The organism is Yoonia sp. SDW83-1 (assembly GCF_046762885.1).
GTDB lineage: Bacteria > Pseudomonadota > Alphaproteobacteria > Rhodobacterales > Rhodobacteraceae > Yoonia.
This window is the reverse complement of sequence record NZ_JBKQXO010000009.1, coordinates 164099-187300: the sequence shown is the minus strand read 5'-3', so window position 1 is coordinate 187300 and position 23202 is coordinate 164099. Positions and strand designations below refer to the sequence as shown.

Here is a 23202-nt window from a genome sequence, read left to right as displayed (position 1 = left end):
TTGGATTAGCCTTGGATCTCGCTACCCACGACGATCTGCTCGCCTTTCAGGCCGATGGGCAGACTGTCGATATAGGCGTTGGGCTGACGACCATCGTAGGGAATACCGTCGATGATATCGCCAGCCGGTGTCGGATCCTTGAAGCCGTCACTATCCCACGGGAAATCGGCTTCATTCGCGATGCCTTCGTCCACCAGCATCCGCGCAGCTTCCAGATAGATATCGGGGCGATAAACCTCGGCAGCGGTTTCAAAGAACCACTCGTCGGATTTCGGCTCTGCGATCTGGCCCCAGCGGCGCATCTGGGTCAGATACCAGATGGCGTCGGAGTAGAACGGATAGGTCGCATTGTAGCGGAAGAAGACGTTGAAATCTGGGGCCGGGCGCACATCGCCCTTCTCGAATTCAAAGAACCCGGTCATGGAATTGGCGATTACCTCGTAATCCGCCCCCACATATTCAGAGCGGGCGAGGATTTCGACCGCCTCGGGCCGGTTGGCGTTGTCGTTTTCATCCAACCACATCGCGGCCCGGATCAGCGCCTTGGTCAAGGCGAGCGTGGTGTTAGGGTTTTCCTCAGCGAACTCTGCGGTGATCCCGAACACCTTTTCGGGGTTGTTTTTCCACATGTCGTAATCGGTGATGACCGGCACGCCGATGCCCTTGAACACAGCCTGCTGGTTCCACGGCTCACCCACCGCGTAGCCAAAGATCGTGCCTGCCTCCATCGTGGCGGGCATCTGTGGGGGTGGTGTCACGGACAGCAGGACATCAGCCCCGATCTGGCCCGAGATATCCTGCGGTGAGTAATAGCCGGGTTCCAGACCGCCAGCCGCCAGCCAGTAACGGATTTCGTAGTTATGGGTGGAGACGGGGAACACCATGCCCATGTTGAACGGGATGCCCTGATCCTTGTAATCCTCAACCACAGGGACCAACGCGCTGGCGCTGATCGGATGTTGCGGGCGGCCATCGTCCATCACCGATACATTCGGCTTCATCTCCTCCCAGATTTCATTGGAAACCGTAATCGCATTGCCATTCAGGTCCATCGAAAACGGTGTGATGATATGCGCCTCGGTGCCGTAACCGATGGTCGCGGCCAAGGGCTGACCGGCCAGCATATGCGCCCCGTCAAGCTGACCACTGATCACCCCGTCAAGCAGCACTTTCCAGTTGGCTTGCGCTTCGAGCGTGACAAACAACCCTTCATCCTCGAAATAGCCCAGCTCATACGCGACGGCCAAAGGGGCCATGTCGGTCAGCTTGATAAATCCAAGGGTCAGATCCTCCTTTTCAAGCTCCAGCATCTCGGCAGAGGCTGCGTTCGCCAGAAGGCTGGACGTCGCAAACAAAATCGAAATTGTTTTCATCATCATAGGTCCCTTTCAAAGCCCGGCAGGGCAAAAACAAAAAAGCCGCACGTCAGGTCCACGGGGGAGGAGATCCGTGTTCCAAACGAGCGGCTTTGCTCTTCAGTAAAGCGCTGCCAACTTTGGTCAGCGCGAATTGGCGGGCATCGTTGCCCCTTGTAGCAAGGGTGCATTGCGAGCGTCAGGGCAAGCAATGGGTTTTTCTGCGTTGCCGCAAGAATTATGCGGCAATGCAGAAACTGCCCAAGAATTCATCGCGGTCACTGGGCAAAATCAAAGGTTCTGCCGTCAAAGAAGGCATCGGGGGCAAGAATCATATGCCCCCGCGATGAGGCGACAGCGGTTTCAAACCGCAAGGAACCTTCCTCTTTCTCGGATGCGCCAGGCATGTCAGCCCCGATATCGGCGAGGTTCTGGCGGTAAAGATCGGACCGAAAACTGGCCTTGGCTGTTTCCACACCGGCGGCATCTGCCCCCAGCTGATGGGCGATCCAGGCGGCTTGACTACGCCAGGGAAAGCTGGCCGCATGCTTATGGAACTGCAAAAAGCGTTCTACGGCCACAGGCGGGGCGTTATGTTTCGGAACAATATGCCCGGTCAGAGCGGGGTCAATCAGATCAGATGACATGCTCAGATGTTCGCTGCGCCCCAGGATTTCGACAGCTAGCGCCTTGTTTCTGGGCGCATCAAGCCAGGCGGAGGCGTGAAATACCGCACGCATCAGCCTGCGCGCCATATCTTCGTTCCGCTCAACCCATTCGTGGCGCACCGCAAGGACCTTTTCAGGTGCAAACTGCCAGACATCGCGGCCCGTCATCATCAGTTGCGCAACATCATGCTGCACCGCCACACTGCCCCAGGGTTCACCCACCCAGAACGCATCGACAAACCCGTCCGCCACCGCATCAGCCATACGCGGGGGTGACACGGTAACCTCGTCAATCGTCAGGGTCGGCGCAGCAGAGGTCCAGTAGGACAACAGCAGCCGGTGCATGGAGTAATGGAATGGCACGCCGATCCGCAATGGCTTAACGCCACGCGCGGCAAGAGCGGTAAGAATGGCGCGCGCATTGCCAAACGGAAGGGGCCCCAACTCCTTGGCGACTGCGTTGGAAAGGCCAAAGACAGTGCCGTTCACCGACAACACCATCAGCGCATCAATACGGGCGGGCAGTCCACCAAGCCCAATCGACATCGCCACCGCCATCGGCGACAACATTTGCGCTGCATCAAGATGCCCCAGCGCCAGCATATCCCGCAGCGCCGACCATGATGGTTGCCGAACAAGATTCAATGCCAGACCCTGTTCCGCCGCGAAACCCAATTCCTTTGCAATGACAAGCGGCGCGCAATCGACAAGCGGCACATAGCCGCAATTCAGGACGGTACCGGTCATGATAGCAGGTCCGCCGCGGTGACAAGCGCTTGGGCGACGTCTATCACCTTGCGGCTTTTGTCCATCGCAGCCTTGCGCAACAGTCGATAAGCCTCATCCTCTGACACCTGCCGCTGGCGCATCAGAATACCTTTTGCACGATCAATGGTCTTGCGATCCTCCAGCGCCTGTTTGGCCGCATCCAGTTCCGACTGCAGCTGGCGCATCACCTTGAAACGGGCGATAGCTGTTTCAAGGACCGGCTTGATCCGCTCCATTTTCAGGCCATCAACAACATAGGCGCTGACGCCCGCATTCAAGGCGGCCTTGGTCAGGTTATCATCCGTATGATCGACAAAAAGCGCCACAGCGCGTTTGCTGGTTTCGGTCGCATGAGAGATGTGTTCAAGCGTATCACGGTCAGGATTTGCCAGATCTATCAACACGATATCAGGCACATACTCCCGGACCGTGCGATCCAGCGCCGCGATTTGGGTCAACGCTTTGACATCCGTCCAACCCGCGGCATTCAGCGCATCGACGATTTCACGTACTTTTGAAGCGTTTGGTTCGACAACAAGGATACGAAGACTTTCGTTCATTCCGTCGTCATCTACTCTTGTATGGCAGAGATCAATTTTCAACGCAGCATAAGCCTGCGGCGTGTAGCGCCGAAAGCCAAAGATTTAGGCGTCAATCATGTATTTGCCTATTTCTGACGCGGGATGGCCCCGGTCAGACATCGGCTATCAATACTTTGGATATCTGACTTGGGACACAACCGACCGAAACACGTGGTGTGTAGGGTAGCGCGGACATCGGACAAGGACTGTCGTCTCTCAAACGCGCAAACGCGCGGTGAGATGAAAATCATCTCATCGCGCGCTCGCATTCAGATTTAGTCGCTTTACGCTGGCGACTTGATCCAGACTTCGACGCGGCGGTTGATGCGGCGTCCATCCTCGCTGGCGTTGCAGCCTGCCGGTGCGATTTCACCATAGCCGACCGATGCAAAGCTGATGCCGTTCAGGCGTGTACCGGCAAATTCCTGCAACTCGGCAGTGACCTGTGCCGACCGACGCTCTGACAGGGCCAGGTTGTTGGAGAAGGGGCCAACCTCATCGGTGAAACCGACAAGCAGGACCTCGGTTCCAGCAGGCTGGGTTTCCAGATATTCGACCAGACGCAGCTTATCGATCCGGCCCCGCTCGTCCAGCAGCGAAGACCCGGTGCGGAAACGGAACGTGGTCGACAGACGGTCATAATCAACCATACGGGCCAGCATCTGGCGCATGAAAGGAACCTCGTTGGGGTCCGCATTCGGGTTCAGCAGGGCTTGGGCGCGCACATCTTCCAGGGACTGTTCCCGGCGATCCACGCTAAAGCCGATGAAACCTGCCTTGCGGATCACATTGTCCGCCTCGGCAGACGTGGCATACTCCACAAAGTCGCGACCTTCCGGGGAAAGCGTATCGCCACGGGTATAAAGGAACAGACGACGTTGCAGAGCATATTCCTCGGTCTTGGCCGAGAATGTGTCGGGGACCATCGTGATACCGCACTGGTTGACGATATTGACCGACTGTGCGCCACGCTGGAACGCATAGCCCACAACACCAATCGCGCCGGGGTTTGCGTTGACCGCCTGGGCAACTTCGTTGCTGTTAGCGACAACCTGTGCATCGGATGTCAACGCCGTGGCGTCGCTGCCAAAGATACGGGCTTCGAACACGTCGCGACGGTTAGAGCCCACATTGCGGATCACAACCTGCACGGGCAGATCGGGGCCGCCGACCTGCGACCAATTGCTGATCGCACCGCTGTAAATGCCAAGCAACTGGCGGACATTCATCGTCTGGATCGGGTTGTCGGGATGGGTGATCACGATCAGGCTGTCAACGGCGACGATATGTTCCTGAGCGGGGTCAAACATATCACCTGCGCCATCGGCGCTCAGCGCCTCGGCCTCAACCGGCTGAATGCGACGGGCGGCCATTGCGATTTCTGAGCGTCTGGACAGCAGATCGGCCAAGCCATCGGATGTGCCCGTCGATGTCACCTGAATCGTGGCAATATCATCGCCAAAACCCTGATCGGCAACCAGACCCGCTGCAAATTGACCAATCTGGGTGGTGTTGTTGATCGTCGCGGCGGCGTCCATTGATGCGGCGTACCCCTCCAGCAAAAGAGGCATCAGACCCAGACCGACGGCATCCGAACCGGATGCGGCAACATCAATATCGCCCACCGCCAGATCCGGACAGGCCGCGCCGGTACAGCTGACCCGGCTGGCCGACACGCGCAGCTGACCAAGTGCAGTGCGGATCACGTAAGAGTTGTCTTCGAAAGAAACGAGTTCACCATTCATATTCACCGTACCATCGCTTGAGCGAAGCGTGATGTCTTGCGCGTATGTACTGCTTGCCGTTGCAAGAAAGCCGGCCAGGGTCATCGCCCCGACTGCGCTGGCTTTTTTCAAATGGTTCATGCCGTTATCTCCATTACCCGACGAATGCGTTGTCAAATCAGTGATGCAGGTGTCAGCCGTTTCCTGGCGCCTGCGTGGTTCTGTTCGTGTTATGCGCGAATAAAAAGTATGAAATTGTGGGCAAATTGCGGCGAATCTTTCCCGACCCAGCGGCAATCGCCAGAAAAAGGGTCAGTATGCAAAAAATATCCAATGTCGTGTCAGATTGGGCACTGTTGCCATCCCGGAAAACTCTCAAGGACGCAGAATCAGGCCGCGGGTGCGCCTGATTGGCTCAGATCATTCGGATCACATCCTTGTCGATGGCGAGCATATAGCCTTTGCGTGCGATGTTCTTAATCAGCAGTTCGCTGATCATCTGGTTGCCTAATGTGTCGCGCAGCCGCTTGATCCGCGTGGCACCCGCCGCTTCGTCGCAATCAGCCGCGCTGCGGCCGGATATGACCCCTTCGATCTCTGCCCCTGACAGGACCTCGTCATCCATGCGGGCCTCGGCCAGGACAGACAGGGTCTCAATCGCCGCATCGGTCAGCTTGAATTCAAAGTCATTCAGATACACCGCCTTCTGATCACGGCTGATAGTCAGGGAGTTTACCTCGATCCCCTGTCGCTCAATCCGGCCCATACGGCGGTTCAGCGCAATCAACATCACCAGAAAGGCGACAGCGGCAATCAGCAAAGCGGTAGCAAAGATCAACAAAACAAAGATCACGAACCGGTAAGAGGCCAACGTGTCAGAAAACGCCGTGCCGGACTGCGCCAATATCTCCAAAAGCTTGATCTCGGCATTGCCGGTCAGGTTGTCATTTTCGACGAACAACTGCTCGACGCGGGCATTGAACGCGTTGGCATCGGGCAGATTAATGAACAACAGGATGGCTGCAATGGCCAGAATAGCGACAATCGCCGCAATCCCTGCGACGACAATCCTGCTGCCAATTTCACGTGCCTCAGTAGCGGAGGAAGTATTCACCTGCGCTGTCCTTTCTTCCATCAAGCCCAGCATCATCAAAGACACCAAGCACATTCAATAGCTGCCAGCCACCACCCGCAAGACGTTGCCGCAACTGTCCCTCTGCCGATGAGACAGAGCAGTCGCCCTGCACTTCAGCCACGCCATAATGCAGACGCAAGGGGTTGTCCTGTTTTGCCTTGTAATCCGCATAACAGGCGGCCTGCGCCATGCTGGCGCTGAACAACAGGATCATGAATGTGAAAGAAAGATGTTTCATGACGCTCAACTGACACTTTGCTGTGATGATATTCAATAACGCCAGATGTTATCGCGATGGCAATCGCATAACCATCCCCCGTTATTGTCTGGCGGGGTGGATCAGCCCCAAAATCCTTTCATCAACGCCTCCTCGCGTCCCGCTAAGAAAGGAAAGCCCATGCTGAAACCCCTAATCGCAGGCATTACCGCCCTCTCGCTGACCCTCGCCACACCCCTACAGGCCGGTGGGCTTGACCGCGACGATGTGGGCAAACTGATCCTTGGTATCGCCGCCATCGCAGCCCTCAACGCCGCGCTCGAAAACCGGCGCGAAGACCGGTCCACGACCCCTGTTCGTGACCGCGACATGCGCGCACCGCGCGTTACACCCAACAATGCGAACCGCTGGTCCGATCTGAACCGCCAGACCAATCGCCGCGTGATCCCGCATGCGTGTCTGCGCAACATTGAAACCCGCTTTGGCACCCAGCGCATGTTCGGCCTGCGCTGTCTGGAACGGAACTACAACCATGTGAACAGCTTGCCAGATCGCTGCGCCGTTCGCGTTTACACGAATAACGGGCCGCGTCGCGGCTACGACCCCCTTTGCCTGCGCGAGCAAGGCTATCGATCTGATCGGCGGCACTAAGACTGCCCGACCAGTAGCGCGGTCGCACAGCCCCGGTTACCGCGCCACCTTGGGCCAGTGGCTTCAAACAACAAAAGCCTAACAGAAGTCACATGCGCCCACAGGGGCAGAGAGTTTGGACATGGCTCTCTGCCCCTTTTTGCTTGCAGTGGTCAGCACAGTCTGGTCACTGACCGCATGACCACACCAGATTTCAGCTTCGAACAAACCGCCCACGGCAACGGGTTCACCCATATCGCCGGTGTGGATGAGGTTGGGCGCGGGCCGCTTGCCGGTCCAGTCGTGGCCGCCGCTGTGATCCTCGATCCGGCGAATATCCCCGCGGGGCTCAACGACAGCAAGAAACTGTCGGCCAAGCGGCGCGAGGCGCTGTTTGACCAGATTATGACCAGCGCCTTGGTCAGCATCGCAGAGGCGACCGTGGCGGAAATCGACGAACACAACATCCTGCGGGCGTCCCATATTGCCATGATGCGGGCCATCGACGGGCTGGCGCAACGGCCCGATCACATCCTGATCGACGGCAACATGGTGCCGCGCGGCCTGACGATATCCAGCGAAACCATCGTCAAAGGGGACGGGCGCAGCCAGTCGATTGCCGCAGCGTCAATCGTCGCCAAACTGTGGCGCGACCGACACATGGTGGATTTGGCGCAACAGTTCCCCGGCTATGGATGGGAAAAGAACGCCGGATACGGCACAGCCCAGCATATCAAGGGGCTTCAGGCTCTTGGGGTCACCCCCCATCATAGACGTTCCTTCGCCCCCATACACAACATCTTGTATCAAGATAAAATCGTAAGTGATTGATTCAATAAAGTTTTTGACAGCGAATCGTCTCTGACTCACATTAGGGCCAAGCAAATGAGCGGGCAAACCGCCGGGGCTACGAGGCAAGTATGACGATTAAGACCGAAGTTAAGGGCGCAAAAGCGCTCCCTCTGAACACGATCCTTGACGGGGACTGCATCGAATTGATGAACAGTCTGCCCGCGAATTCCATCGATCTGATCTTCGCCGATCCGCCCTACAACCTGCAGCTCAAGGGTGATCTGCACCGCCCCGACAATTCCAAGGTCGACGCGGTTGATGACGCCTGGGACCAGTTCGACAGTTTCAAGGTCTATGACAAATTCACCCGCGATTGGCTCAAGGCCGCGCGCCGCCTGCTGAAACCCAACGGGGCAATCTGGGTCATCGGCAGCTATCACAACGTCTTCCGCATGGGTGCAGAATTGCAGAACCAGGGGTTCTGGATCCTCAACGATGTCGTCTGGCGCAAATCCAACCCAATGCCCAATTTCCGGGGTAAACGCCTGACCAACGCCCATGAAACCCTGATCTGGGCGTCAAAGGAAGAAGCCAGCAAATACACCTTCAACTACGAAGCGCTCAAGGCGCTCAACGAAGGCGTGCAGATGCGCTCTGACTGGGTGTTGCCTATCTGCACCGGCCATGAACGTCTGAAAAACGATGCAGGCGACAAGGCGCACCCGACCCAAAAACCGCAATCCCTGCTGCACAGGGTCCTCGTTGCCACCACCAACCCCGGTGATGTTGTTCTCGATCCGTTTTTCGGAACAGGCACCACCGGGGCCGTGGCCAAGATGCTGGGGCGCGATTTCATCGGGATCGAACGTGAGGCCGAATATCGCAAGGTCGCCGAAAAACGGATCGCCAACACCCGGAAATTCGACAAGGAAGCATTGGAGGTCTCCACCTCCAAACGCGCCGAACCGCGCGTCGCCTTCGGGGTGCTCGTCGAACGGGGTATGCTGCGCCCGGGCGAGGAACTGTGGTCGATGAACGGTCGGCACAAGGCCAAGGTCCGGGCTGACGGCACCCTCATCGGGGACGATATCAAAGGATCAATCCATCAGGTCGGGGCGCATCTGGAAGGCGCGCCAAGCTGTAACGGCTGGACCTATTGGCAATTTAAACGCGACGGGCAAAAGGTGCCCATTGATCTGCTGCGCCAGCAGATCCGTGCAGAAATGGCGAAGCACTGACCGGGAACAAGGTCACAACATGCATTCCCAACGTTGATACCGCCGGTGCCTGCGGCAAGCCCTTCCATGGTGGAAAGGTCCGTATGCACTAACTTTTACCCCGCCATCGTATGATGGCGGGGCTTTTTTTGGCACAGCCAGATTACCGCTGGCGTCGTCCCGGCATCTGCCCGGCTATCGCAATTCGCACTCCGGTACAGTCGGCAACCGAGAGAAGGCGCCAATTGATCAATGTCGCAGGCCCGTCGGGGTTTTCAGCTTCGGCGCTTGCACCGCAACCGGCAAAGCCTCTCGCCGGACGATTGCACAACAAACCCCTCCAATGTTCCTACGGCACATAAGCTGCAGCCTTGACCAGCCTCTTGACGTCCCTCAGGCCTACTTTCCCCTTGTAGAACTTTGCCTCGGCGTTGGTCGCTGCAATAGCAGCGCACAGCGCATCCGGGTCGGTACGCGCTACCTCGGATGCAGTACGCAAGCCGACCGCGACCAGCACGCGTGCAAACCCGGGGCTGACCCATTGAATACGGCACAGATCGGCAATCGCGACCATCTCATCCAGGGTTTTGTGTTGCAGACCTGTCTGCTGGGTCAGCGCCACCGGATCAGACGCGGCCTCAAATAGCTGCCCGGTATTCTTGATGCCGGCCGTCGCCAAACTGGCCACGGCGTCGTCACCCAACCAGTCGATGTCCTTCAATGGTCTGGGCTTTGGGAAAAACCCGTTGATCGCGCGGCGCAGCAGTTGCAGGTATGTCAGATCAACGCCCGTTGAACTCGCAAGCGCTGCGGATGACCTCGCTGATTTCAAGGTGACCAGCAGCTCGGCGGCATTCTGCACACCAACGGCTTGGATTGCGGCCAGCTTCTTGGCCAAGCCATCGCGCAGAGGCTCATGGCTCGGGATTAGATCACTGGACAAAATACGGTCCTGCAGATCCTCAAGACTCGTTGTCGCTGCCTGTGACTGTGTCTTTGGTGGTTTATCCACTGTCATTGCCGCCATCATTGGTCGGTTGGTCACTGACAATAGCCGGAGAGGGCAACCCGGCAATGATCCAGATCAGTCACGATTGGCACTCGAAGGCCAGTGTCAAAACCTTGCCGTGGCATTCACGATTCGACTGCGCGGGACCTTAACCCTGCCAAATGCTGCAAAAAGGTCCGGCGCAAGTCCGACGTTTTGCCGACGCGAGACTAATATCGCAAGGTCGCCGAAAAACGGATCGCCAACACGCGCAATTCCAACCGAGAAGCACTGACCAGGGACAAGATCACAACATGCATTCCCCACGTTGATACCGCAGGTGCCTGCGGCAAGCCTTTCCATGGTGGAAAGGTCCGTATGCACTAACTTTCACCCCGCCATCGAAATGATGGCGGGGCTCTTTCTGCAAGGGCGGCTGCCTTGGTTATCACTCACCACCACCACCGACAACGCCATCCTGCGTTGCGGTGAATCCGGAACCGCCAATGAACTGGGTTTCAAATGGTGCATTCGGATCGTCGGGGTTTGCGACCGTCGATGTGATATCAAAACCAATCAGCCCGCTGGTCTCCAACGCGTCATGACCATAGAACGCACCGGCAATGACCGACGATTGATCCACGCAGCCCGATGTGCAATTCAGATCAGCAGCATAACCATTCCCGTCGATACCGGCGGAGAAAGTCATTTCGACTGTATTTTCAAAATCACTGCCTTCGTCGGGCCCATATGATGCATTCAAACTTCCATTGACCGTGTCCAAATCATCAAAAGCGGCCGTAATTTCGATGCCGCCTGAAATGTTGACTTCGTCGTCAATCAGATTGCCATCCAAATCCAGTAACTGCCCGTAGCCTTCCAAGATACCAGAATATGTAACACTGCCCGTGATGGCTGCTATCTCGGTTGGGTCCGTTTCAAATCCGACAACAGAAAACAGCTCGGCATCGAATTCGCCGTTGAGGTCAGGATTTTCTCCACGCGCATAGACATAGATAGATCGCGTTGCCGAAACTGCGCCTTCCGTGAAGGTTTCACTGTTCCAATCCTCGCCACCTTCTACAGATGCAGGGCCTGCGCCCTCCACGAATGCCAGAGTCTCACCATTCAGCGTCACCACAAAATCACCAAGATCATCGCCCGTGGATATGACCGTTTCATCCAGGATGACCAGCCGGGTCTCTCCGCTCTCATGATCGGTGATGGCACCGACAACTTTGATGTTGATCGGGCCTGCACCGTCAACGTCGGCTAGCGTCGTGTCCTCTGTCGCAAAGGGCAAACCATTGGCGGGCGCTTGACCTGCCTTGGTGCCAAACGCAAGCGCCTGTGCCCGCTCTGAAAGACCACCCGGATTGGCGCCCGACCCGCCGCCGCCACAAGCCGCTAGTGCCAGCAGCGATATCATTGCAATTGCTCTCATTTCAAAATCTCCTGTTTCCGTCCAATCGCGGCGTCCTGTGACCACGCGCACTCGCCACTTCTGGAACTACGCGTCAGCGCATCGCTCTATTCTCGGGTTTTTCAGAAACATCCCCACCAGCTATCGGATGCAGCAACCGTCGCTTTTGAAGATGAGTGTTTTTGCGTGAAGGCGCGTCAGTTCGGCGCGACCCGGTAAGCATTCATTTACAAACTGCACCGTGCGGTCCGTTAACCCGGCCAAATGCTGCAAAAGGGTCCGACGCATGTCCGACGTTTTGCCGACGCGATGCCGACCGCCGAAATGAGCCAAAAGCCCTGTATTAACTGGTCCAGCGGTGATTCGGTGAAAGCAGGTGTTGCGCGGCCCCGGTCAGGGCACCGAACGTTGCACCACCGTAAGATGGGTCTTGACCCATCCTAGCGTGGCATCGGGTTGCCGGACGACCTGTAGTCCGACCAATCCGTGATCTCGGGGTAATACATCTCGCGCCACGCCTTGACCCGTGGGTTCATCACCTTGCGCCAGATCGTCGGCGACAGCGCCGCCATCGTCATCACCGGATAACCAAAGGGCAGTTGCGGGGCCTCATCCGCCGTATAGGTCTGCAACAGCGGAAACCGCCGGTCCGGCTTGTAGTGGTGATCCGAATGACGCTGCAAATTGATCAGCAGCCAGTTCGACGCGCGATGCGCCGAATTCCACGAATGACGGGGCAGAACATGCTCGTATTTTCCGTCGCCCAGATGCTTGCGGGTCAGCCCGTAATGTTCGACGTAATTGACCAGTTCCAACTGGAAAACCGCCCAGAATGCCTGTGTTGCAAATAGGAAAACACCCCACCAACCACCGATCAGGGCGGCCAGCACAAAGAACCCGCCCTGCAACGCCCAATACCGCCAAAACGGATTGGATTTATCGTGCCAAGGCAACCCCTTACGCGCCAGCATGGCCTTTTCTGCCCGAAACGCCGACACCAGGCATTGCCAAAGAACGCGCGGGAAAAACCGCCAGAAACTTTCGCCATACCGCGCCGTGACCGGATCACGGGGCGTGGCTACATAACGGTGATGGACCAGCAGATGTTCGGACCGGAAATGCGAATACAACACAGACGCCATCAGGATATCCGCCATCCAGCGTTCGACCTTTGGCTTCTGATGCATCAGCTCATGCGCATAGGTGATCCCGATTGTACCTGACAGCACGCCAAGCCCGGCAAACAATGCCCATTCCTCGAACCCGCTCAGATGACCTGTCTGTATCACATAAATCATTAACCCAAAGATGGTAAGCAACTGCACCGGTGGCCAGACAAGCGTGATCAGCCGATACCAGACCAACTGATCCTCCGGCGTTTCCAGATCGGGATTCGCGGTGTTTAGGCCAATGAAATAATCCAGCCCGGTAAACAGATACCAGGTCGACACAGGCAACAGCAGCAGGGCCCAACCGCCCTGCATCGCCACCCAAATCGCCAATGGCACCAGCGCCAGCGACAGCCAGAAGGGCAGCGCCGCAGTCAGCCGCCCAACGCGAGGAGTTCCGGGTATCGCTGTCATCTCAAACCTCCGCTGCCATAGCTCGAAGACCAGTTTAGGGTATACGCCCTAATTATTCAACTCTCGATAAAACGCGTAGCGGCCAGATCATAAACCTTGCGCATCGCCGTGGGCAAAGCCGCCGGGCTGAAATCAGATTTCGGGACAAAAACACCACGCATCACTTTGGTTTGCATCGGGACAATGGCCGTCATAATCTTCAGGCGCAGATGAAAATGCGTAAAGGTGTGGCGCGCCTCTTCACCCAATGCCGCCCAGTCGGCCTCCAGCGGTGGCGCGGGTTCAGGTGCGTCGGACCAGTCCGAACCCGGCCAGCCCAGCATCCCACCCAACAGCCCGCTCTCGGGCCGTGTTTCCAGCAACCACGCACCATCGCTGCGCCGCGCCACATAGACAATCCCATAGCGTGTAGGTGTCTGTTTCTTTGGTGTTTTCTTGGGTAGCTCCGGCGCTGTCCCAGCCGCTCGTGCCGCACAAGGATCGCGCCAAGGGCAAATCCCGCAGGCCGGGCTGCGCGGCGTGCAAATCGTCGCGCCAAGGTCCATCACCGCCTGAGCATAGTCGCCCGGTCGCCTTTCGGGCGTCAGCGTTCGCGCATGATCCGTCAAGACGGGTTTTGAACCGGGCAGCGGCTCATGAACGTCATGCAGCCGCGCCATCACCCGCTCTACATTGCCATCAACCACGGTTTCGGGGCGATCAAACGCAATGGCCGCAATGGCGGCGGCTGTATACGGACCGATACCGGGCAGGGTCAGCAAGGTCTTATATTCACTCGGAAAAACACCGCTATGATCGGCAACCACCACCCGCGCGCATTTCAGCAGGTTCCGCGCGCGGGCGTAGTATCCAAGACCCGCCCATGCCGCCATGACATCGGCATCATCTGCCGCCGCCAGATCGGTGACTTTCGGCCACAACCCCATGAATTTGCGATGATAATCGCGCACCGCCACCACAGTGGTCTGCTGTAACATCACCTCTGACATCCACACGGCATACGGATCTGGCATAACCCCCGCCTTGCGGTCGGTCGGCGGCACGCGCCATGGCATGTCCCGTGCATGCACATCATACCAGGCCAACAGATCATCACTTAGGTCACGCAATGTTTATTTACCCTTTGTCGCAGTTTCACTGACTTGGCGCGTCAGGTGTCATAGATTAGAGCGTAGATATGAAACAGCCACGGCACACCAGCACAACCCGCGGATTTTCCCGGGCGGCCACATTGGTCCAGTCGCGCATCCGCAAGGCTAGCGAGGATCGTGGTTTTGCCGTGACGCGCCTCCTGACCCACTGGGCCGAGGTTGTGGGCGACGCCACCGCACAGATCGCCACACCGGTGAATGTCAGTTACGGCAAAGGTGGGATGGGGGCGACGCTGACCTTGCTGACAACCGGCGCGCAGGCCCCCATGCTGGAAATGCAAAAGGAACAGATCCGCGAAAAGGTCAACGCCTGCTACGGCTATCGTGCCATTTCGCGCGTGCGGATCACTCAAACCGCGCCGACAGGATTTGCCGAAGGGCGCGCGGCTTTCTCGCCCGCCCCGAAAACCGTAAAAACCGTTGATCCAAAGGTGAAATCGGCGGCCAAGGCCCTATCTGACGACGTAAAGAACGAAGACTTGCGCGCAGCCCTTGCGGCGCTTGGAACAAATGTCCTATCGAAACAAAAACCCTGATCCGAGGTGAACATGGAACGTAGAACTCTTTTGGCCGCTGGTGGCGGTGCCCTTCTGGCCCTTGGTGGCGGCTATTTGCTGACCCGCCCGGACGAACAGACCGGGTTGCTGCCCGGCGCGGCAAACGCACAGGAAGCATCGGGCGATCTGCCTGAAGTGGTCGAAATGGTCAAAGGCAATCCCGATGCCGCCGTGGAAGTCATCGAATACGCCTCCTTCACCTGCCCGCATTGTGCAACTTTCCACGCAAACCAGTATCAGGCGCTGCAGGCCAATTATATCGACACCGGGAAAATCAAATTCGTGTACCGCGAGGTATATTTCGACCGCCCTGGCCTCTGGGCGTCCATGATCGCCCGCTGCCCCGGCGACACGGATTTCTTTTTCAACATGTCCGCCTTGCTCTATGAAAAACAGCGCGAATGGTTGGCCAGCGGTGACCCCGCGACCATCGTGCAGGACCTGCGCACATTGGCGAAAACAGCCGGTCTGGACGATGCGACACTTGATGCCTGTCTGAGCGACGGGCCAAAGGCGGAAAGCCTGTTCACATGGTATCAGGAAAACGCCGAACGTGACGGGATCAATTCGACCCCCAGCTTCATCATCGACGGACAGAAATATTCGAACATGCCTTATGATGAGTTTGCAGCCACATTGGACGGCAAGCTGGGCTAAAGACCTAGCCGGGTGAGGGCATCGTCAAGCGGTGCCCCATCCTCCAATTGCAAGCGCACCGGCAGCGTCAGCACCTTCATCCGAAACTGATCTGGCAGGCGTACTGCATCTTTTTCCGTCGTGACAAGCTGCGCCTTGTGGGCTGCCGCCTCGACCTCCAGCCGTTTCATCAGGGCCGAAGTTAATGGCTGGTGGTCGGCCAAGGCTTCGGCGCGCACAAGCTTTGCGCCCATATCGCGCAGGGTGGTAAAGAATTTCTCGGGATGACCGATACCAGCAAAGGCCAGAAGGTTCAGGTCCCGCCATGGCATACCTGTTGGCAGTGGGGCCAGATGACCCGTGATAAGCGGTTTGGTCAGCGTCCAGTTCGCCTCAAATTGATCCTGCGCAGCGGGCGGCCCGATGGACAGCACCAGATCGGCCCGCGCAAGCCCGGTATCAACCGGTTCGCGCAATGGACCCGCTGGCAACACCCGGCCATTGCCAAAGCCCCGCATCGCATCGACCACGACAATCGATAGATCCTTGATAACCGAAGGGTTTTGAAACCCGTCATCCAGCAGGATGACGTCCGCGCCTGCCGCCTCGGCCTCTTTGACGCCGGCGGCGCGATCGCGTGCTACCCATGTGGGCGCAAAGGCCGCCAACAGCAGTGGTTCGTCACCGGTTTGGTTGGCCGTGTGCAAGGTCGGATCAACGGCTACCGGCCCCTCCAGCGAACCTCCATAGCCGCGGCTGACGACATGCGGGGTGCGCCCCCGCTCTTTCAGCCGTTCGATCAGTGCAATTGTCGTGGGCGTCTTGCCGGTGCCGCCTACATTGATATTGCCAACACAGATCACCGGCACGCCGGCCCGGTATCCGGGTCGGCTCAGACGACGGGCAGTCGCAGCGGCATATAGCGCGGCGGCAGGGGCCAGCATTCGGGCGATCAGGGCAGGTTTGTCAGGCGGCGTAAACCAGTAATCGGGCGCACGCATCTAGTGCCCCAGTTCCTCTAGCCGACGCTGGATAATCCGCACGATGCGGTTGGTCACATCAGCGCCGCGCGATGTCACATCCCAGGCGGCATGGGCAAGGGTCGCGGCCTTGTCAGTGGATTGCAGCGTTTCGACCAGCGGACCCAGATCAGCACCGGACCGGATCAGGTGCGATGCGCCCGCCGCATTCAGCCGGGCGGCGTGTTTCTGGAACGGGGCCACATGTGGGCCATACAGAACTGCAGATCCGAGCGCTGCTGGCTCAAACGGGTCGCGGCATCCGCCGCCATGCAGGGTGCCTCCGACATAGGTGATCGGGGCAATGCGGTACCACAGGCCCAACTCATCATCTGTGTCTGCGATATAGACCTGGGTGACATCGCTCGGCTCCTCCTCTTCCGAGCGGAGCGTGACATAGAACCCTTCCGATACCATCTGTGCTGCGCAATCGTAGGCGTCCAGCGGGTCGCGGGGCACAATAATCAGCAATAGTCGATGGGCCTGGCGGCTGGCGACCTTGTGGGCTGCGGCAATGTCGGCCCAGTCATCGGGTGTGACAGATGCTGTCAGCCAAACGGGGCGGGTGCCGATGACCCTGGCCATTTCCTGTCGCTCAGAATCTTCGCAGTGCAAGGGCGGCTCGCAGTCTTCCATCGGCCCTGTAATGCGCACGACCTCCTGTGGGGTACCGGCCCGGATCAATCCTTCTGCCGCGGCCTGATCGAGTGCAAGCACGGCTTCGAACTGGGACAACAGCGATCGCATGGCACCCGGCACCCAGCTGCCTGCGACCTGTTCCAACCCCTCTGCTGTTGCATCAACCAGCATGCAGGGAATAGCGGCCTCGCGCCATTCATCCAGCAGGATCGGATCAAGATCACCACGAATCCAGATCGCCATGACCGGCTGCCAATGCTGGAGAAACAGCTTGATGTTGTCGCGTCCTTTTGGTTCTTCCAAGGCGCGGTCCGACATTGATTTGTCCCAGTCCCGCATGGTGGCGATCACCTGCAGCGGATCACCATCTTCGGTCAGCTTGCGGTTCAGCGTGTCAATCGCGGTCAGCTGGTCAGGATGGCTACAGCGGGCCCAGATGACCACGCCAAAGGGGCGTGGCGGCTGGGTTTCCAACCGCTTGATCTGATAGGGTTCCCCCCGACCGGCCAGAAAGGCGGCAATTGACAGTGACCGTGAGCGCGCCATTCCTGCGTCTTAGCTGCCAAGCTCTTCGGTTGGGGACGCTTCAGTCTCCTCATCCCGCAGGCGATGGATATGGGCAATGAAATAACGCATATGGGCATCGTCAACGGTGCGCTGGGCCGCATTTTTCCAGGCGTCATAAGCTGATTTGTAGTTCGGGAACATTCCCACCACGTCGATTTTGTCGACATCCTTGAATGCGTTTTTGGTTGGATCAACCAATTCGCCGCCAAAGACGAGGTGCAGGCGTTGAGTCATTGAGAAAAAACCTTTGTTGAGGGCTGTGTTGCGTTGCACATTAGGGGTTTGCGGCTTGCGGCTCAAGCCGCCGGGTCAGCCCTTCATGTAATTCGGGTCCGGCGGCCATGACACCCGGAACCTGCGGGTGCGGGTTATTGAACTGCAGCGATTGCCCCGCCGGGTCGGTGACGCGGCCACCTGCTTCGGCAGCGATCAGGGCACCGGCAGCGATGTCCCATTCCCAGCTGGGCCGCAGAGTCATCATGCCGTCAAATCGCCCTTGGGCCACAAGGCACAGGCGATAGGCCAGCGATGACCGGAACACGCGCTTGATCGGTGGCGTCCCGCCTTGCCAAAGTCGGGGATCAAAGTTGGGTTTGGCACCAAGGACCGTCGCACCATCCAGTCCCGCACTTGTCACCCGTGCCGGTTGGTCATTGACCGTGGCACCCGCCCCAAGTCTGGCCGCGAACATCAGGTCCCGGATCGGCATGTAAACAGCGGCTGCGACCACCTGCCCATCTTCAACCACAGCCAGCGAATGGGCCCAATCTTTGCTGCCTTCGATGAACGCACGGGTGCCGTCGATCGGATCAATCACGAACTGGCGCTGTGTTGTCAGCCGGGCATCGCTGTCTTCGGTTTCCTCAGACAACCAGCCATAATCCGGGCGCGCGGCGCGCAGCATTCGTTCCAGCATCGTATTCACTGCCAGATCAGCCTCTGTCACCGGGCCAGCACCGTCCGGCTTGTCCGTCACGCCGGGGCTTTTCTGAAAGAACTCTTTTGCGATCTCGCCCGAGGCCCGGGCCGCTGCCACCAACAGCGCCTGATCAGTCACCGGCAAGTGTCAGCCCCTCGACCAGCAGCGATGGCACGACGCGCGACAGATAGGTGCGCGCATCATTGGCCGGAATGATCGTCAGCAGCATATCGCGCAGATTGCCCGCAACCGTACATTCGTTGACCGGATAGGTGATTTCCCCGTTCTCGACCCAGAATCCCGATGCGCCGCGCGAATAATCCCCGGTGTTGGGGTTGATCGTCGATCCGATCATTGAGGTGACAAGCAGGCCCGTGCCCATCTGCGTGATCAGGTCGTCACGGCTTTGGTCGCCTTGTGTCAACGCCACATTGGTCACACTGGGGGAAGGTGGTGCGCTTGTGCCCCGCGCCGCGTTAGCCGTGCTGGCCATGTCCAACTGGCGTGATGTCGACAAATCCATTGTCCAGCCGGTCAGCACGCCATCATCGACAATAGCGCGTCTGGCCGTCGGCAAACCCTCCGCATCGAAAAGGCGCGAGCCAGAGGTGCGTTTGCGATGCGGATCCTCGACCAATGATAAGCCCTTGGGCAATACCTGTTCGCCCAGCTTGTCGCGCAACCAGCCGGAACCGCGTGCGATGGTAGTGCCGTTGGTTGCCTGCAGCAGGCTGCCGATCAGCGCATTCGCAACCCGCTCGTCAAACAACACCGGAAACGCCCCGGTTGCGGGCTTTCTGGCCCCAACCCGTTCAACAGCCCGTGCCGCAGCGGCCCGCCCGATATCGTCAGCATCCCGGAGATCGGACTGAAATATGCGGCTGTCATAGTCATAATCGCGCTCCATGCCGGTCCCGGTACCACTGATCGCAACGCAGGAAAGGCCCCGTTCGGATCGCGCATATCCGGCTGAAAAACCGTTGGTTGCGGCCAGATGAATGCGACGGCGGCTATACCCGGCTGAGGCGGACTGCACCTGACTGACGCCCGCATTGGCCAAGGCCGCAGCCTCGGCCCGCAGCGCATCCTGCTGCAAGGTGGTAGGGTCCGGCTCTTCGCTTGGGTCGCACATTTCCAGCGTCGCGCTGTCTGTTTGTGCGGCCAGTTGTGCCGGGTCAGCCAACCCGGCGTAAGGGTCCTCCGGCGCCTCCTGGGCCATGGCCACGGCCCGTTCAGCCATCTGCGCCAGCGTGTCGGGTTTCGTGTCAGAGGATGAAACGCAGGCCTGTCGCTGGCCCACCAGGACCCGCAAGCCGATTTCAATGCCTTCCGACCGGTCGGCCTGTTCCAGCGAACCGGCGCGCACGTTGATCGACACAGATGTGCCATCAACAGCGATTGCGTCGGCGGCATCAGCCCCGGCACGGCGGGCCACGTCCAACAATTGTTGGGTCAGATCAGAAAGTGATTGCGTCATGGATTGTCCTTTGTTGCCCATGACCTAGTGCGGGTCAGCGCCGCCCGCAAGCCTATCTGATACGCTCGCCATTGACGAGGATCTGCCCTTCGGCATTGACCTCCAACGTTGAGGTCAGCTGGTCGTCACCTGTCGGGCGCGTAAACATCCCCAGCATCATGCGACCCATCCCAGCCTCACTTTGCGGGACAAGGCCAGCGGCGATCAGCTTATCCAGCAGGCCATTCGCGCCAGTGATTTCAATTGTGCCGCTCCCTTCGGGTCTGGGAAAGCCGTCAAATGTTTCCAGATCGTCATTGTCGAAAGTAAACGCGCCTGTACCATTGGCCGATACGCCAGCGACGTCGAGGTCGAAAACATCAAGTGTCAGCGTTTCGATCTTTATCGGAACATCCGCGCCGGCGAATGCGGCCTCTAGCCCCATGAAATCAAGCAGATCAACGCCAAGATTCACAGTGCTCGACAAATCAAGGCGCAGATCGGCCGGGTCCCGCGGTATGGTGCCATCGGGATTAAACAGATCCCAGGTTTCGTCGTTCAGTATCAGCCCGGTAAGTAGCATGTTCAGGTTCAGGTCTTGCGGATCGTCTGCAGCCATGAACGGCACTCGGTAGCTGGCGGACCCGTTATCGATATCTACCGATACATTCAGACCTGTGAAGGTATTTTCCTCGAACGTCACGGCGATGTCCTGCACCTCACCGCTGCCGACCAGACCATCCGCAGAAAGACGCAGCGTCGATTGGCCCGGACCCACACTGGTGACTTCACGTGTTGCGACTGTGTCCTCAAAATAGGTCACGCTTTCGTCCCTGCTGCGGGTTGTGGTGGTGGTGCCTTCAACGAACATTCCCGCAGCAAAGGCCGGAGCCAGATTGGTGAAATCCAAACCAGCCGGAGGCAAAGCCATCCTTACCCGACTAGTGGTCGTGCCATAGGTCCCACTGCCCTCGGACCTGTAGCCATAGCCTTCGTCGCTACGAAAGCTGTATCGCATCGGCTCTGTTGTGCTGTCCGAGACGACTTCGATCAAATCGCCTTCAGTGACGCGGGTCGTTTGCGCGTAGCCATCGCCGGTGATTTCGAAGGCCATGCTGATCCCCCCGAACTCTTCCTCGCCCACATCAAATTCGATGGTGGCCCCATAAGCCGCAGCATCACGGTTATACGTGATATCGCCGGCTGTTCCCGTCGCAGTTGCCGCAAAGTCCGCCTGCGTGACGACAGTGACAAAGCTGAAATCACCCATGATCATCGGCGGAGTTTGCAGATCCAGTGCCAGATCAAAACTCTTTGGCAGCTTCTGTGTGACGCTGCCGTCAGATTGCTCGACCATGGTCATTGGCGGCATGCTGATCTGCAGGCTGCCCGCATCGAAAGGGAAGCGATAGTTCAGGACGGGATTGTCCACGAATACCGTATCGCCGTCGCGGTTCAACTCTGCGGTCAGCGTCCCGCCTGTGGCCTGATAGAACGCAACTGTATTGGTCCAGACATCATCCGCCGTGATATCGGCCATTGCCGGGCTGGCCAGCAGGATCAAGGCGGGGGGCAGGTTACGGCGCAGCATCATCAAAATCCTATTTTGCAAAAGAAAACGGCGCGGTAGTCACCCACCGCGCCGCCGATTGTCCGCCAGTTTAGCGCATGCGCTGACCGTTCACCAGAACATGGCCTTCGCCATTCACTTCCAGTGTTGTTTCCAACTGATCATCACCCGTGGTGCGGGCAAACATACCCAGCATCATCCGGCCACCCATGATCTGATCTTCAGGCACCAGACCCATTGCAACAAGGTTATCCATCAGCTTGTTCAGACCAGTGACCTCGACCGTTGCATCGCCTTCGGGGCGCGGCATGCCGTCAAACGTCGCCAGATCACTGTTGTCAAAGGTGAAGGCGCCTGACCCGGTAACAAGCGCACCGGCCAACGCAACCCGCAGGTTGTTAAGCGTCAAGCTGTCCAATTCAACTGGCATATCGCTGCTGGCCATGGCGTCCGCCTGTGCCGGGTCAAACATGTCATACAAAGGCTTGGCCTTACCGGACACGTCCAACTGAACAGTGGCAGGATCGCGGGGCAACACGGTGCCGGGATCAAACATGTTCCAGATCATGTCATTGATTGTCAGGTCGATAAAATCGACGCTCAGACCAAAATCAGCGGGTTCTTCAGTTTTACCGACAGGCATCGCAAACCCGACGCCGTACTGAGCCAGCGCCAGTTCAACAGGGAACGGAAAGTCGCCACTGGTGACATTGATAGCCACATCGTTGGTTTCAGTATCATAGACGATTGTCTGGCTGTTGATCTCACCCGTCAGCTTCGCCGTACCGGTGCTGACAGAACCGGCCAGCTGATCGCCGTCAGCATTGATGTCGAAGACATAATTGCCACGCTCAATCTCATAGCCCCCTGCCGCGGCAAACCCATCGACAAACAGGTTGTCAGGATTTTCGAAATCGGCATCCAGCGGGATCGACATATCGGCCTGCATGGACATGCCTTCGATCTTGCCGCTGGCCACGACGTATTCACCTGCGTCGCCCGGCACCTCGATATCAACAATCAGGTCAAGCGAAGACATCGCCAGATCATAAGTCAGCTCGCGCAGATCACCGACCTCAGAGCTATAGGTGCCTGCCAGATCGTTCGCCGTCAGCTTCACATCGCCGGTGAACGTGATGTCGCCATCCACAATATCCTGCAACTCAATCGTGATTTGATCAGACGAGATATCGTAATTCTTGACGTTCTCATCGCCGGTGACCACCATTTCCAGATCTGATTGGCTAACCAGAACGGTGATCACGACGTCGTCTTCAACGGTCATCACAATCGGATAGCTTTCGGCCATCGTCACAACGACGCTGCCATCGCCCTGCTCTGTAAAGGTAAGATCGCCCAAGCTGGTGACAACTTTAACCTCGCCATCGTCCATGGTTGTGGTGATGTCGCGCACGACCAGCGTGTCACCCGACGCCTCTTCGGTGCCAACGGTGACATTGTTTTCACCATACATGTTCAGTTGCGCTTTCCAGTCTTCCCAGACTTGGGCTGCGGTAACATCAGCATTGGCGGCCCCGCCGACGACAAGGGCAGCGATGCAAGCCGCGCTGCGCAATTGAGTGGTGTAGGTCATTGAGAATTACCTT

22 protein-coding genes are annotated in these 23202 nt (G+C 58.1%); 5 read left to right on the top strand and 17 right to left on the bottom strand.

The window, feature by feature from the left end; all coding sequences use genetic code 11:
- Positions 1 to 5: 5 nt before the first annotated feature.
- The 6 genes from ACFWW4_RS13530 to ACFWW4_RS13505 form a co-directional block, all read right to left on the bottom strand.
- A complete protein-coding gene (locus ACFWW4_RS13530; protein ID WP_411891337.1) occupies positions 6 to 1376 on the bottom strand; it encodes a CmpA/NrtA family ABC transporter substrate-binding protein in 1371 nt (456 codons plus the stop codon).
- A gap of 257 nt (positions 1377 to 1633) precedes the next feature.
- Positions 1634 to 2770 carry a CmpA/NrtA family ABC transporter substrate-binding protein gene (locus ACFWW4_RS13525; RefSeq protein WP_411891336.1) on the bottom strand — a complete coding sequence of 379 codons (1137 nt, stop codon included), beginning with the start codon at positions 2768 to 2770 and terminating at the stop codon, positions 1634 to 1636.
- Entirely contained in the window at positions 2767 to 3351 is a 585-nt protein-coding gene (locus tag ACFWW4_RS13520) for an ANTAR domain-containing response regulator (protein WP_411891335.1), read from the bottom strand. The genes ACFWW4_RS13525 and ACFWW4_RS13520 overlap by 4 nt, the downstream gene beginning before the upstream one ends.
- Positions 3352 to 3656: 305 nt before the next feature.
- On the bottom strand, positions 3657 to 5237 hold the full coding sequence (locus ACFWW4_RS13515) for a substrate-binding domain-containing protein (RefSeq protein WP_411891334.1): 1581 nt from the start codon (positions 5235 to 5237) through the stop codon (positions 3657 to 3659).
- Positions 5238 to 5511: 274 nt separating this feature from the next.
- On the bottom strand, positions 5512 to 6231 hold the full coding sequence (locus ACFWW4_RS13510) for a winged helix-turn-helix domain-containing protein (protein WP_411891333.1): 720 nt from the start codon (positions 6229 to 6231) through the stop codon (positions 5512 to 5514).
- Positions 6188 to 6469 carry a hypothetical protein gene (locus tag ACFWW4_RS13505; protein WP_411891332.1) on the bottom strand — a complete coding sequence of 94 codons (282 nt, stop codon included), beginning with the start codon at positions 6467 to 6469 and terminating at the stop codon, positions 6188 to 6190. Before ACFWW4_RS13505 ends, ACFWW4_RS13510 begins: the two co-directional genes overlap by 44 nt.
- A 159-nt stretch (positions 6470 to 6628) precedes the next feature.
- On the opposite strand from ACFWW4_RS13505, the gene ACFWW4_RS13500 reads away from it, so the two are divergent.
- The 3 genes from ACFWW4_RS13500 (at position 6629) to ACFWW4_RS13490 (ending at position 9108) form a co-directional block, all read left to right on the top strand.
- Positions 6629 to 7099 carry a hypothetical protein gene (locus ACFWW4_RS13500; RefSeq protein WP_411891331.1) on the top strand — a complete coding sequence of 157 codons (471 nt, stop codon included), beginning with the start codon at positions 6629 to 6631 and terminating at the stop codon, positions 7097 to 7099.
- A gap of 177 nt (positions 7100 to 7276) precedes the next feature.
- Positions 7277 to 7909 (top strand): ribonuclease HII, encoded by a 633-nt coding sequence (locus ACFWW4_RS13495; RefSeq protein WP_411891330.1) that lies wholly within the window; start codon positions 7277 to 7279, stop codon positions 7907 to 7909.
- A gap of 89 nt (positions 7910 to 7998) precedes the next feature.
- Positions 7999 to 9108: a site-specific DNA-methyltransferase gene (locus ACFWW4_RS13490; protein ID WP_411891329.1), complete on the top strand. Its 1110-nt coding sequence runs from the start codon at positions 7999 to 8001 to the stop codon at positions 9106 to 9108.
- A 328-nt stretch (positions 9109 to 9436) separates the two neighbouring features.
- Here the strand turns inward: ACFWW4_RS13490 and ACFWW4_RS13485 are convergent, their stop codons facing one another.
- The 4 genes from ACFWW4_RS13485 to ACFWW4_RS13470 form a co-directional block, all read right to left on the bottom strand.
- Positions 9437 to 10105 (bottom strand): DUF4332 domain-containing protein, encoded by a 669-nt coding sequence (locus ACFWW4_RS13485; RefSeq protein ID WP_411891328.1) that lies wholly within the window; start codon positions 10103 to 10105, stop codon positions 9437 to 9439.
- A 418-nt stretch (positions 10106 to 10523) separates the two neighbouring features.
- Complete coding sequence (locus tag ACFWW4_RS13480) at positions 10524 to 11519, bottom strand: hypothetical protein (RefSeq protein WP_411891327.1); 996 nt, start codon at positions 11517 to 11519, stop codon at positions 10524 to 10526.
- A gap of 419 nt (positions 11520 to 11938) precedes the next feature.
- Complete coding sequence (locus tag ACFWW4_RS13475) at positions 11939 to 13081, bottom strand: alkane 1-monooxygenase (RefSeq protein ID WP_411891326.1); 1143 nt, start codon at positions 13079 to 13081, stop codon at positions 11939 to 11941.
- Positions 13082 to 13137: 56 nt separating this feature from the next.
- Positions 13138 to 14136, bottom strand: a complete 999-nt coding sequence (locus ACFWW4_RS13470) for an A/G-specific adenine glycosylase (RefSeq protein WP_411891372.1) — start codon at positions 14134 to 14136, stop codon at positions 13138 to 13140.
- 122 nt (positions 14137 to 14258) lie between these two features.
- Here ACFWW4_RS13470 and ACFWW4_RS13465 point away from each other — a divergent pair, with 122 nt between their 5' ends.
- Together ACFWW4_RS13465 and ACFWW4_RS13460 are read left to right on the top strand one after the other, a co-directional pair.
- Complete coding sequence (locus tag ACFWW4_RS13465; RefSeq protein ID WP_411891325.1) at positions 14259 to 14768, top strand: DUF721 domain-containing protein; 510 nt, start codon at positions 14259 to 14261, stop codon at positions 14766 to 14768.
- A gap of 12 nt (positions 14769 to 14780) precedes the next feature.
- Positions 14781 to 15446 (top strand): DsbA family protein, encoded by a 666-nt coding sequence (locus ACFWW4_RS13460; RefSeq protein ID WP_411891324.1) that lies wholly within the window; start codon positions 14781 to 14783, stop codon positions 15444 to 15446.
- Here the strand turns inward: ACFWW4_RS13460 and lpxK are convergent.
- From lpxK to ACFWW4_RS13425, 7 genes are all read right to left on the bottom strand, one after another.
- Entirely contained in the window at positions 15443 to 16426 is a 984-nt protein-coding gene (lpxK, locus tag ACFWW4_RS13455) for a tetraacyldisaccharide 4'-kinase (protein ID WP_411891323.1), read from the bottom strand. The two genes, ACFWW4_RS13460 and lpxK, sit on opposite strands and share 4 nt — an antisense overlap.
- Positions 16427 to 17629 (bottom strand): 3-deoxy-D-manno-octulosonic acid transferase, encoded by a 1203-nt coding sequence (locus ACFWW4_RS13450; protein WP_411891322.1) that lies wholly within the window; start codon positions 17627 to 17629, stop codon positions 16427 to 16429.
- Between the two features lie 9 nt (positions 17630 to 17638).
- Positions 17639 to 17884, bottom strand: coding sequence for a DUF4170 domain-containing protein (locus ACFWW4_RS13445; protein WP_393934131.1), 246 nt, complete (start codon positions 17882 to 17884; stop codon positions 17639 to 17641).
- A 40-nt stretch (positions 17885 to 17924) separates the two neighbouring features.
- A complete protein-coding gene (locus tag ACFWW4_RS13440; protein WP_411891321.1) occupies positions 17925 to 18713 on the bottom strand; it encodes a 3'(2'),5'-bisphosphate nucleotidase CysQ in 789 nt (262 codons plus the stop codon).
- Entirely contained in the window at positions 18700 to 20046 is a 1347-nt protein-coding gene (locus ACFWW4_RS13435; RefSeq protein WP_411891320.1) for a TldD/PmbA family protein, read from the bottom strand. Before ACFWW4_RS13435 ends, ACFWW4_RS13440 begins: the two co-directional genes overlap by 14 nt.
- Before the next feature lie 52 nt (positions 20047 to 20098).
- Positions 20099 to 21616 (bottom strand): DUF2125 domain-containing protein, encoded by a 1518-nt coding sequence (locus tag ACFWW4_RS13430; RefSeq protein ID WP_411891319.1) that lies wholly within the window; start codon positions 21614 to 21616, stop codon positions 20099 to 20101.
- Between the two features lie 70 nt (positions 21617 to 21686).
- Complete coding sequence (locus ACFWW4_RS13425) at positions 21687 to 23189, bottom strand: DUF2125 domain-containing protein (RefSeq protein WP_411891318.1); 1503 nt, start codon at positions 23187 to 23189, stop codon at positions 21687 to 21689.
- Between the last annotated feature and the right edge of the window lie 13 nt (positions 23190 to 23202).